Origin of the sequence: Peribacillus sp. NPDC097895, from assembly GCF_050277555.1 — a bacterium.
GTDB lineage: Bacteria > Bacillota > Bacilli > Bacillales > DSM-1321 > Peribacillus.
In genome coordinates this window covers 41,616-53,857 of the sequence record NZ_JBNNSH010000009.1, presented here as the reverse complement: position 1 = coordinate 53,857, position 12,242 = coordinate 41,616, and the positions used below count along the sequence as shown (strand labels likewise).

Sequence of the window (12,242 nt, the reverse complement as noted above, 5' to 3'; positions counted from 1 at the left end):
TCTTCAACTAAAAGGTCGATAGTATAACAAGGGGTTGCTGCGGCAACCTTTTTCTTATGGAACTAAAGGGGCAGGGGAGTTTAACAAACAGGATTTATTTTACGGCTTATAGAAAGTCATATTAAGGAGGGGGATTCAGATGTCAAACCATGAAAAAGAAGAAATGCTAACAGGAGGGAATGTCTCTAGGGTTTATCGATCGGGAGATACTGTACGACGAGAATTAAAGCCAGATAGTCCTAAAATTCATAAGCTATTAAAGCATTTGGAGACCAAAGGTTTCAGTTATGCCCCAAAGTTTTTAGGTATTGATGAAAAAGGAAGAGAGATATTATCATTTATTGAAGGAGAAGCTGGTAATCATCCTTTAAAAGAATACATGTGGTCTGATGATGTCTTAATAAAAATAGCGAAAATGCTCCGTCTTTATCATGATTCTGTGAGTGATTTTTCATTTGATGATAGCTGGCAATCGATAGATAACACCCCCCAACAATTTGAGGTAGTATGCCATAATGATTTTGCGATATACAACATTATTTTTAAACATGAAAGCCCAATAGGTATTATTGATTTCGATGTTGCTGGACCTGGTCCAAAACTTTGGGACATAGCTTATACCCTTTATACTGTTGTCCCCTTAAGTAGATTTTATCTTTCTGAAACAGGTGAGAAAGTTTATTATGATTCATTACAGCACGCTAACCGTATAAAACAAAGAATTAGATTGTTTTTTGAATCCTACGGTGAGGGAATAGAAGAAGATTATTTGGAAATGATATTGCTACGCTTGGAAGGGTTATGTAATACAATTACAAGAAAAGCCAGTGAAGGTGACAGTGCATTTCAAATGATGATAGATGAAGGGCATCTTGAACATTATCAAAACGATATTAAATTCATTCGCGAAAATGGAAAAGAGTGGATTTGAGTATAGGCTTTTGTTGAACGTCTTGAACATCATGGGTCCGATTATACAAGTGAGCCATCTCGTGCATTAGGGTATCCATTGTTTCGTAAAAATCCAAGTCAAGAAACTCTAGTGTTAAGTTAATTTCAAACATCTTATGTAAAATGTCAACATTGTAGATATATCTTATAAAATAACCGAACTGGAACTTATTATTTACTTTGTTTTTAACCCGAATTGCATGACAGATTCTTGTTACTATCAGTTTTAATTCAGGGTATATTTCTTCTTTCTGATCTCATACTAAAGATAAGAAGGAGGGGTATCCATGGCAAAACGAACAAAGAAAAATGATGCAGACCAAAAGAACAAACAAGGATTTGATTCAAGCAAAACTGATTCAGAATTCTCTAAAGAATTTGGCAGTGCAAACGCTAATCAGGCACATAAAAATAAAGCAAAAAAAGAAAAAGCATCTAAAAATCAAGGTGAGTGGAAAGGCATGCATTAATTAATACTTTCCAGACTCGACTCATGATAAGTGATGCCTGCACCGAGTACAGAGGGTGAAGGCTTATCATGCTTCAAACTATTTACTGAACTTTATGTAAAGGAGCTTATTTTAGATGACTCAATCTAAGCAGCAACAAGAACGCCAATGGAAAGATCGTAAACAATCGCAGAATCCACATGGTAAGGTCAGATCATTTGAACAATTAGCTGAAGATATGGGCAAAAATGAATCTGAAACGAAGTAAAACTGTTTAATAATGAAGAGGCTATCCCAAAGGGTCAGAGCCCCACAAATAGTGAGGTCACTTCCTTGGGGTACCCTCTCTTAGTCGTTACCAATAAGGTCATAATTATTAATACAGAAATAGCGTATCAGAAGTTACCATTGGATTAAAGAACTGACTCCAATCGGTTTAGGGAAGAGTCGTGACTCCAAAGGAATTAGCCGCCATACAGATGTATGGGTTACTTGCAATCAATTTGTTCTAATTGTAGGCCTGTTTCTACTCCCATTTCCGAGAGCATCAGCGCTATTTCTTCAGTTGCCAAATTCCCGGTGAAAATGGACAGCCACCTAGCCCTCCAATTGAACTATCAAACTTATCAATTCCTGCTACCATAGCTGCTAATGTGTTAGCTAATGCCATTTTTCGTTTATCGTGGAAGTGGCCAATAAAAACAGTGTCAGGATATAAATCTTTTAGTCTTGAAAACCGGTCGTAGACAATCTTAGGGCTTGCGTATCCGTTTGTATCGCCAATGTCAATTTCACCTGCCCCAAGTTCCACAAAACGTTGACAAACATAATTTAACTCTTCGAAAGATACCTTTCCTTGATATGGACAAGCAAAGGACATTGAGACATAAGCTCTCGTGAAAATCCCATGTTCTTTAGCTAGGATAAACATTTTTTCAGTTTCTAAAAGAGACTCGTATGTCGTCTTGTTTATATTTTTTTTGTTAAAGGTTGAGCTTGCCCCAATAAATACAGCAATTTGGGGGACATTCGCTTGAATAGCCCGTTCGAGTGCCTTTAAATTAGGAGTTAAAGCGATCGTTTACTGATTATTAACAAAAAATAGCCCATGGTTGATTTTTCCGTATGGAGAATATATCTTTATTCTTCTTAATTCAAACAATCCATATGAACTTTTAATTTTGCTCAATGCTATTCTGCAAAGATTGAATCATGGTGGAATCTTGTGTGTTTTATAAAGTTATTCGATTAGGGATATCAAAAGTACTTATTGGACCATCAACACTATTATGACTAAGTCTTTTTAAGCCTTTATAACTGATTCGTTTAGAACATAAATGAACAGGGAGGAGTTTGATTTGAAGAATTTCCAAATATTCAAGGGTATTCATCTGAGTATGTCCTGAAATAATAAGAAAAAATGCAGGAGAGATCAAATGAAAAAAAATAAATGTTATCAAGTATTTATCGCTATTTTTCTTATTGTCTTAATGGTCGATCACTCGGTTTATGCAATTGAATGGGAAGATGAAGAAGCACCCATAAGCTTTAAAATTGAGATGTTACCTTGGGAGATTGTAAACAACATTATTCCTAATAAAACAAATTTCACCATTATTGATATTGAAACTGGTTTATCATTTAAGGTACAACGAAGAGCAGGTAGTCATCATGCGGATGTACAGCCACTAACCAAAGAAGACACTCAGATCATGAAGAAAATTTATAATAATAAATGGAGTTGGAATAGAAGAGCCATTATTGTATTAATCAATAATCAAATGATTGCTGCATCTATGCACGGAATGCCACATGGTGCTGGTGCACTTCAAAATGGTTTTTCAGGTCATTTCTGTGTTCATTTTTCTGGAAGTATTACGCATCGTTTGAAAAACGAAGATCTTTCTCATAAATTAATGGTATTGAAAGCGGCTGGTAAGCTTGATGATTATATACAAACGGTAAGTCCCTATGAACTTATACGTATTTTTACCATTGCGATTAATCAAGAAAATCAGAAATTATTAGCAATGACCTTATCAAATCCGAGTCAGCCTGATCGTGTTAATAAACTTGTTAAAGATATTACATATCTTGGAGTAGCTGACCCTTTAAGACAACCGCCTGAACAACTAAATGGGCTATTTCTAGTGGATGTACCCGTTCAAGTAGCTATTTATACGAAGAGAGAAGGCAAAGAAATAAAGGTTATGCATTTTATGATCCGTAGGGAAAATTTAACTGATCGTTGGTTCATTGATCAAGATGCACTCTATGAAGCCTTAAAATAGGATTTATGAAGCAAGGTATACATGAAATGATAAATCCAACTTAGTGCGGGGGGCATTCAATTGAGATTAATATGGATAGCCGGAATGCTACTATTCGTTCAACAAGTGAATATCTCTGAAAGCTTATCTGTAACTCAACATGGACAAACCATTGCCAGTGTCAACCGTGCTGATGTTACTATCCCCTTACTAAATGTTCCTATGATGGACTTGAATAAATACAATCTGTTTATTGAAAAACTTGACCGACAAGTGTACCAAAAACCTGTAAATGCCACTATCGATAACTATGGTAATATTCTACCTGGGCGGGTAGGTTATAAGCTTTACCATCAAGCGTTTGATGAGCAACTTTATTCCTTTTTGTATAGTAATAAAGCAAACAAAGTAGAAGTACCTTTGCTTGCTATTTATCCAAAAGTTGACATCGAATTGCTTGCTCAGATTCGTGTGAAAAAAATAGGTGAATATCGAACCTATTTTAATGAGAACAATAAAAATCGTTCAAATAATATCTTGCTTGCTACAAAAGCCATTAATAATTATGTCGTGTTTCCAGGAGAGACGTTTTCTTTTAACCAAGCCGTTGGCAGGAGAACAGGAGACAAAGGATATATGCTTGCTCGAGTTATTGTCGAAGGGGAGTTTTCTGAAGGAATCGGTGGAGGAATCTGTCAGGTGTCATCCACCCTGTTTAACGCAATCGACAATGCAGGGTTGCAAACTATTCAACGCTATTCCCATACTAGGAGCGTTCCTTATGTTCCATCTGGTCGAGATGCTACAGTAAGCTGGAATGGTCCTGATTTTAGCTTTAAAAACAAGTACAATCAACCTATCCTAATCCGAGCTACAACACAAGGAGGAGTTGTGAGTATCATGGTTTATTCTTCAGATATGATTAATTATGAGAACCGAAAAGTCCCCAACGCTTCAAATCAGATTTCAAAAGAAATTTTGGTGCAATCACGTTCTGACCGTGGGAGCTAGACACCAATACTCATCTAAAGATATTTTGATAAAATCCACTCATTTTAAAGTTCGGTAATATTTTGCCAACGTTTTGAAAAAGTAGAGGAAAAGAAATGATGTTTCTAAATTCGGATACATAAGAGCCATATTGGAAAAAGGTCTCAATGAACTAGTTCAATATGAATTATAAAATATCAAAGGATTTCTTACTTTTAAATTGATTATGTTGTGTTTTTGGATTCCAAGAACCTGTCCAATTCTAATATAAAGATGATTCCATCATTAAGTAAAACAACTAAACCAAGCCTATTCAAGCCTTGGTTTAGTTGTTTTTTATATGGATGAGTGAAGCTTAATTAGCTTTACTTATTTTAATATACCTGCGCGGATGAATAGGGTTAGTACGGATACAGATAGATAAGGGGGAAGCCTTAAAAGAGGTTTTTCTGCTATATTCTTTTGATATAATTAAATTAGAATGGAAATTGAGTTTATAAAGCAACTTAGGGGCTAACATGAAAGAGGAGGGGTATTCTTGAAAATTCGTCTAGGGCTGTTAGGTGTAGCAGATTCCTTTGAAATTATCCAGTCCGTTATCATTAAATATCCGGAAATCATTTGTATACCCATTGAGTGCCTATCAGAAGAGGACTTAAATAAGAAGGTATCTCCTATTTTAGAAGAAGTCGATATGTGGCTTTGTTCAGGTCCGATCACTTATAAAATAGTACAGGACTGGAAACGGATTGAAGCCCCTGTATTTTACGTAAAATATACAGGATCTATTCTGTACAAAACTGTTTTGAAAGTACTTTATGAACAAAAAATCGAGGTTGATGAAATCAGTTTTGATTCAAGCGATGTCTCTACATGGGAACAAGCCTTACAGGAGGCAGGGATAAAAAATAAGCCAAGATTTGTAGAATCGGAAATGATTTCTTTAGAAGGATTAGTGCAATATCATTTTGACCTTTGGAAAAGTGGCCAAACTAAAGCTGCTATCACTGGTCATCCTATACATGATGAACTTCAACGTCTCGGTGTTCCTGCTTATCGAACTCTTCCATCATCAATGGCCGTTGAGGCAGTGGTAACCAATATACTTCGCACTTATGAAATGTTACATTTTAAGGCTACCCAGATTGCAGTACAGATCATTGAAATTGATTCTTTTGTTGGACTGATAAAGGATACATTTTCTACTGATGAGATTTTTAGAATTGAGATTAAATATATGGAAAAATTGCTCTCATATACGAAAAAAGTACATGGTTCGATTAAATCTTCAGGATTTGGACGCTATGTTATTTTTACTACCAGAGGACTCTTACAGGATATAACGGGTAATTTTAGCCAGATACCAGATATCGATGATTTTGATCAGGCCAGTAAGGAAGCAGTTACTTGTGGAATCGGGATAGGACAGACTGTATATGATGCTGAAATTAATGCAGGAAATGCCTTATTACACGCGAAAGAATGTGGAAAAGGCACATGGATGGTTTGCTTTGATGATAAAAAGATAGCAGGCCCGTTAGGAAAGCCGGAGCAACTTACGTATTCCTATATATCAGAACAATTAGAATCGATAAGCCAACAAACATCACTTAGTGTTATAACATTAAATAAGCTGAAATCTTCTCTAAAGAAATTATCAAGTGATGAACTTAATGCAAATGAGCTTGCAAATTATATGCAGATTACTCCAAGGAGTGCCCGTAGAATTTTAACAGTACTTGAGGAGAAAGGGTTTGCGCAGGTTGTTGCCGAGGAGAAGCCGCATACACGAGGACGACCACGAAAGATATATAAGATTTCACATTTTTAACTCAGATTACAAAAAGCGAGAAAATAAAAACCTAGCAATTTTCAGTTTGGATTTTTTGTCCAGATGTGTGCCAAGGAGGGTTTATATCAGGAGAAAGAAGAGCACAAAACTACTTGTGCTCTTCTTTCTCCTGCGTTATGTGTTTTGTAAAATACGTACTTTATATTTCTTAACCTCGGCTGGTAATGGTGAAACGTATTCTTCACCATCCCGAAGCTCAACTAACTCTGCCTTTGCCTTTTCAATTATCTCAGGGCGATTGAGTACTTCTACTGCTGTTGCCGCCATCACTTTTCCGGCGTGAAGCATTCCTTTATGAGCGATGGAAGTTGTTCCAGTTGCAACGACTTGCCATGTATGGAATGGTGTTCCTAGTGCGTCACAAACTGTCATACATTGTACGGTTGGAACGACCCAGCTTACATCCCCAACATCTGTAGAACCTGTCATTGATCCATTTGCAGGTATTAATGAGTCAATGACATCCGATAAGGCCTTTCCAGCTAATTCTTTATTCATTTGCACTTCTAACTTTTTGTCCGCTTCTGAAAGCGATTCACGAATAGCTTTTGCAAATTGGAGATCATCTTCATCATGTTCAGGCACACCTAATGCAACGAAGTTATCATACATAATTTTTTCTAATGTTGTATTCGGTATTACGTTAGAGAGAGCTGATGCAAAATCTATTTCCACTTCTGTTCCAGTCATTAGAGCTGCACCTTTGGCAATAGCACAAACACGTTGGTAAACTTCTTCTGTTTGTGAGACGCGAGGAGCTCTTACAAAATATAAGACTTCTGCATCTGCCTGGACGACATTTGGTGAAAAACCACCTGTATTCGTAATCGCATAGTGTACTCTTGCTTCAGGAATAATATGTTCACGTAAATAGTTCACGCCAACGTTCATGAGTTCAACTGCATCAAGGGCACTTCTCCCTAAATGCGGACTGGCTGCTGCATGGGCACTCTTTCCTTTGAACTTGAAGTAAACTTCGTAACAAGCGAGGGATGCCATCGACATAACGTTATTGCGTGTTCCAGGATGCCAACATAATGCAAGGTCTACATCATCGAACAATCCTTCTCTTACCATGAACGTCTTACCGCCACCAATTTCCTCGCCAGGGCAACCGTAGTAACGAACTGTACCTTTAATTTTGTTTTCTTCCATATAATAACGGAGTGCTAAGGCTGAAGCTAGTGCACCTGTTCCTAGTAAGTTATGACCACACCCATGTCCATTACCGCCAATTTTCTCAGGATTGAAATGTGGAACACCACCAGCCTGACTTAACCCTGAAAGGGCATCAAATTCTCCTAAAAAGCCTATAATTGGTTTTCCGCTTCCGAAACTGCCAATAAAAGCAGTTTCGATATTTCCCACACCTTTTTCAACAGAGAATCCTTCTTCTACTAACGTTTGACATAATAATTCTGCTGATTTAAACTCTTCGAAGCCTGTTTCCGCATAACTCCAGATTTTATCACTCACTTGAATAAGCTTTTCACGCTTTTCTTCTATTATCTCTGATAATCGATTGCGATAATCCATTTCTTTCACCCCTAGATAACATTATAATATGAAATTTTTTACAATTAATAGAACTTATGCTTTCACTTCTAGTGAAGCGCTTTCATAAATGTTGGTATTATGTTTTGGTAATTTAAACAATATCGCACAAATTAATACTACAACTAATGCTCCTATCAGGAAGATGAACGCCGCTTGGAACGATCCTTCAAATGCATCTATAAGTATGCCCATTGCTGTTGGAGCAATAATTCCTGCTAATCCTCCAGAAAAATACATCGTTCCCATAAATGATCCAATTACATTTTGCGATACGTATTTAAGTGGAATAGATAAAGTGGCCATACCAATCGCTGCTTCTCCGAAAGTGAAAATACTTTGATAGGTAATGGCTAATTGAATAGAAGGTGCCTTAAACATTAAAAATAAAAAAATGCCTGATATAACTGCACCAATTAATACGATAAACTTTTCTTTACCTGCCAACGATTTATCAATTAAATAGCCTGTTAAAATAGCAGATAACAACCCAAATGCTTGTGGGATCATCGCAAGAGAACCAACTGTCTTTATATTTAAACCACGTGATTGCTCCAAATAAGACGGTAGCCATGAAGAGAAGCCCCAATGGACAATGCTTGAACTAAAGTACATAATGGCAAGGGTCCATAGTAACTTACTTTTATATAAGTCTCTCATCGGAATTTTTGGACTGATATTACTATCTTGTGTTGATTTAACAACCTTTGGTGGATGGTAAAATTTAAGTAATAACAGTGTTACGACTAGACCAACGCCGCCAATAAGGTAAAACATAACTCGCCAGCCCCAAGTGTCTGCGATTAAACCAGAAAGGTATAAAGCGAGTACCCCACCAATTAACTGAGCAGCAAGTAACATCGACTTCACTCTTGCACGAACTCCTCTTTTGTAAATTTCTGTAATAGCAACACTGCTACCTGTGGGCAATCCCCCATCACCTAATCCTAGAATTAATCGAATAGCTAAAATCGCTAAAAATGACCCAACCATACCTGTTAACAATGAAAATAGAGATATGATGAATACTGCTATTACAATAACTTTTCTCGAACCAAACTTGTCTGCAAACCACCCAGCAATAAGAGTCATACACGTACTACTTAACCAGAAGCTACTAATTACCATTCCACTCTGAGTTTGCGATAAGTGCAATTCTTTACTAATAGGTATGATAGCAACATTCATACCAAACAACGTTAATGAATCAACAATCCATCCAAGAAATAGCAACGAAAATATGAAATTACGTTTACCATTGCTCATCTGTGCATTCTCCATGATTGCCCCCTTTTTTTTAATATTAAGATAATTAAGTCGATAATAAGCCGGATTCAACCTCTTTTATATTTACGGATAATAAAGGTCTTGTCCGTAATTATATATTTATTCCTAACGTTTCGCAATAAACAAATTACTAATTTATTTAATATTTCTTTGACCTGTTTTAGAGGTTCAAAGATAATTTAGCAAAAACGTACATGACCCGATGATAAATATGAATTAATCAATGGTTCCAATTAGTTGACCTATGGATAGAAGGATTAGAGTAGAACAGGAGAATAAGCAGCTAATATTTGATTATATTTGAGCAGGTAAAACGAACTTTGGACTACTACCAATCTAGTCTATTAATTCGAATAATGTTTTTGGGGAGGTTTAATACTCAGGATAAGTGGTATATATATGGATATCAGTTTATTCCCTGGCCCTTGCTACTAAAATTTTTTTGGTTGTAGGGTTCTTTACGAAAGAGTTTCGTGTCATGAATAATGTCGACAAGTAGCACATGTTCTTCTTTTGATCATTTCCCAGCATAAAAAAAGGAGTGATATATCATGAGGCAAATGTGTATGTACTGTTTTAAATGGGCTGACATAGATACCTTGACACCGCTTTTTGAACAAGGGAGAGATTTCGTCAATTATTATTGTGAAGATTGTGTTACTGCTGTTATGGATAATTTGTTTTTCCATACAAACATGGTCGTTCCTATACCGATGTATGCGAACAATCAAGAACCCACTAGTCATCAAGCGATGCGTGTTAAAGTTAAGCGTTAGAATTACTTCCCAACCTCGACACTCTACCTATGGTTATTCCAATTTATACCTAACGAGTGGTGGCATAAGTCAATGGCTTTTGAGATTCGATAAGATAGATTTATTAAATGATTCCATCTAATTTTGTTATCGAAATGAAGGAAGAGGAAACAGTTTAACTAGAGCCCACTCACAACAAGAAGGGCTTTTTTTTGTCCTCTGGTATGCCTAATCTTTCTTGTATCTCTTTTACATCTGCCCAGCTATCTGATTTCGGTTTTTCTTAATAAACTAAAGGGGCAGTATAGTTGAAGAAGAACTGAATGAATAAAAACAGCCAGGTTCTGGCTGTTTTTTTATGGGATAATTTTATTAATTCCAGTTTTTCTCTATAAATTGAACGGCAGGTTGCAAATTTGTTTTGTTAGCAATTGAAATGAGGGCTGGAACCACAGAAGGGTCCGTTTTGGAGAAATTAGGGATGCGTGGATTTAGCCGAAAAAAACGATTTCCTAGAAGCTGAGAACTGACCATGGATTCATAGAAACCGGATCCACTTGCGACAATCTGAAGAAATGGCAGTAAGGGTTCATTGGGCGATCGGTCCAAAAGAACTCCCCAATTTGGGGGAAGGTTCTTCATATTTTCGGGGCGTATATTATCTGCGCTCACCATCCCCCAACCCGTCGTATCTCTTCTTAGTCGAGTCGACTCTTCACCCGTTCCAATGGATAATACCGCAATTTGATCCAATGGCTGTTTGGCTTTCCCCACTGCAAACGCGATACTGGCAGTACTGGGGTTAGTTGCTACTGTATACCCATCCACGTAGTTTTGATAAGCTCGTTGCGTCGCAGGAGCACCACTGCTCCGTAGTATTACATCACTCGCTTTCTCATTTAAATAGGGAGAGCCAGGAAAGTTGTGGAATAACACAGGAGTCCAACGATTCAGCTCCGGTGAGAACAAATGAAATGCAGGGACAACAATTCGTCTTTTTAAGTCTTTGAGGAGAAGATCTGGCGGAAAAAATGTTTGTACCGCTTTAATGAAACCAGAGTATGGTAATTGTTGATTAAAAACAGGTCCACCTGATCGGGAAACGCTGAATGCCGGCAGTATTTCATCCTTAAAAAACCGGAGTGTCTCCTTCGGCGATCTTCCACTTGCTAACGCAAGGGCAGTGAATGAACCGATTGAATTTCCCGAAAAAACATTGGTTCGACTAATTAATTTGGGGTTTTGCTGAGCCAGTCTATTCAAAAGTTGTAAACTTAAAGCGCCTAAGGTGCCGCCGCCATCAAATGATATGATCCGATATTTTGTCAAAGCAGATTTCTCCTTTCTTATCTGATCTCAAGTATCATTCAGTATATGTTTTATTTCGTGTCTGTAGTATGGGTAAGGAATACCTCTTTTGTCATTCCACCATTAAACAAATCAAATAAAAAAGCACCCAATAAAGTAGTTCTTTTTTCAAAGTGTCTACTTTATTAGGTGCTTTTCTTTTGTCTTTAGCCCGTTATCAAATGGAGCAGGACTTTTTCGAATCCATCAATTCGAAGGATGGTTTGAAAATAGTTCCAAATTATGTTTCATCCTATAATTGTAGAGCTCTTGTCTTTAAGCGTCCTACAAGTGGCACAACAATGATACCGGCCAATACGACTTGCATAACATTGCCAGGGATGGAGCCGAATGGCTGTATCCAGTTACCGTAAAGGATAACTTCGACAAAATAGTAGCCGACGATTTTTATAATCAGTGCAACGACAACAGCCATTGAGTAAACTAATACTCTTTTACCAGGTACCTTTTCGGCTATGAGGCCGGCTAAAAAGCCCATTGTTCCTACAATGATGAATGTAAACGGTGCCCAAGCTGCCCAACCGGAGAAAAGATCGAAAAGGGCCATTCCGAAAGCGCCTGCAATGGCGCCCGATTTTTTGCCGTATACGAAGGCAGCTATAAAAAGAGGAACGTTACCCAGATGGATCAGGCCACCGTTACCCATTATAGGGAGCTTTATGTTGATGAACATCGTGGCTACAAGGGTCAATGCGATGAAAAGTGCATTGATGACCAAGGCTTTTGTTTTAGACGTTTCTGTTGGTGAGTATGCTGAATTCATATG

Annotated in this window: 12 protein-coding genes; 7 read left to right on the top strand and 5 right to left on the bottom strand. The window is 37.3% G+C overall.

Going from position 1 to position 12,242, the window contains the following annotated elements; genetic code table 11:
• The first annotated feature begins 139 nt into the window (after positions 1-139).
• The 3 genes from ACQKMH_RS25755 to ACQKMH_RS25745 all read left to right on the top strand — a co-directional run bounded on the left by ACQKMH_RS25755 (position 140) and on the right by ACQKMH_RS25745 (position 1,668).
• Positions 140-931, top strand: coding sequence for an aminoglycoside phosphotransferase family protein (locus ACQKMH_RS25755; protein ID WP_427590176.1), 792 nt, complete (start codon positions 140-142; stop codon positions 929-931).
• A 307-nt stretch (positions 932-1,238) separates the two neighbouring features.
• On the top strand, positions 1,239-1,421 hold the full coding sequence (locus ACQKMH_RS25750) for a hypothetical protein (protein WP_034310968.1): 183 nt from the start codon (positions 1,239-1,241) through the stop codon (positions 1,419-1,421).
• Positions 1,422-1,536: 115 nt separating this feature from the next.
• A complete protein-coding gene (locus ACQKMH_RS25745; protein ID WP_221408210.1) occupies positions 1,537-1,668 on the top strand; it encodes a DUF6254 family protein in 132 nt (43 codons plus the stop codon).
• A 285-nt stretch (positions 1,669-1,953) separates the two neighbouring features.
• On the opposite strand, the gene ACQKMH_RS25740 is transcribed toward ACQKMH_RS25745, so the two are convergent.
• The gene (locus ACQKMH_RS25740) at positions 1,954-2,418 is read right to left on the bottom strand and encodes a hypothetical protein (protein WP_427590224.1); all 465 of its coding nucleotides are present in this window, start codon (positions 2,416-2,418) and stop codon (positions 1,954-1,956) included.
• 418 nt (positions 2,419-2,836) lie between these two features.
• On the opposite strand from ACQKMH_RS25740, the gene ACQKMH_RS25735 reads away from it, so the two are divergent.
• From ACQKMH_RS25735 to ACQKMH_RS25725, 3 genes are all read left to right on the top strand, one after another.
• Positions 2,837-3,691 (top strand): hypothetical protein, encoded by an 855-nt coding sequence (locus ACQKMH_RS25735; RefSeq protein WP_427590175.1) that lies wholly within the window; start codon positions 2,837-2,839, stop codon positions 3,689-3,691.
• 84 nt (positions 3,692-3,775) lie between these two features.
• Positions 3,776-4,681 carry a VanW family protein gene (locus ACQKMH_RS25730; RefSeq protein ID WP_427590223.1) on the top strand — a complete coding sequence of 302 codons (906 nt, stop codon included), beginning with the start codon at positions 3,776-3,778 and terminating at the stop codon, positions 4,679-4,681.
• A 517-nt stretch (positions 4,682-5,198) separates the two neighbouring features.
• The gene (locus ACQKMH_RS25725) at positions 5,199-6,491 is read left to right on the top strand and encodes an ArsR family transcriptional regulator (protein WP_427590174.1); all 1,293 of its coding nucleotides are present in this window, start codon (positions 5,199-5,201) and stop codon (positions 6,489-6,491) included.
• Positions 6,492-6,626: 135 nt separating this feature from the next.
• Here ACQKMH_RS25725 and ACQKMH_RS25720 read toward each other — a convergent pair whose 3' ends face one another.
• Positions 6,627-8,048, bottom strand: coding sequence for a M20 family metallopeptidase (locus ACQKMH_RS25720; protein WP_427590173.1), 1,422 nt, complete (start codon positions 8,046-8,048; stop codon positions 6,627-6,629).
• A gap of 54 nt (positions 8,049-8,102) precedes the next feature.
• A complete protein-coding gene (locus ACQKMH_RS25715) occupies positions 8,103-9,347 on the bottom strand; it encodes an MFS transporter (RefSeq protein WP_427590172.1) in 1,245 nt (414 codons plus the stop codon).
• Positions 9,348-9,904: 557 nt separating this feature from the next.
• Here ACQKMH_RS25715 and ACQKMH_RS25710 point away from each other — a divergent pair.
• Positions 9,905-10,129: a hypothetical protein gene (locus ACQKMH_RS25710; protein WP_427590171.1), complete on the top strand. Its 225-nt coding sequence runs from the start codon at positions 9,905-9,907 to the stop codon at positions 10,127-10,129.
• 351 nt (positions 10,130-10,480) lie between these two features.
• Here ACQKMH_RS25710 and ACQKMH_RS25705 read toward each other — a convergent pair whose 3' ends face one another.
• Both ACQKMH_RS25705 and ACQKMH_RS25700 read right to left on the bottom strand, forming a co-directional pair.
• Positions 10,481-11,437, bottom strand: coding sequence for a patatin-like phospholipase family protein (locus ACQKMH_RS25705; RefSeq protein WP_427590170.1), 957 nt, complete (start codon positions 11,435-11,437; stop codon positions 10,481-10,483).
• Positions 11,438-11,708: 271 nt separating this feature from the next.
• A complete protein-coding gene (locus ACQKMH_RS25700; protein WP_427590169.1) occupies positions 11,709-12,239 on the bottom strand; it encodes an ECF transporter S component in 531 nt (176 codons plus the stop codon).
• Positions 12,240-12,242: the final 3 nt, after the last annotated feature.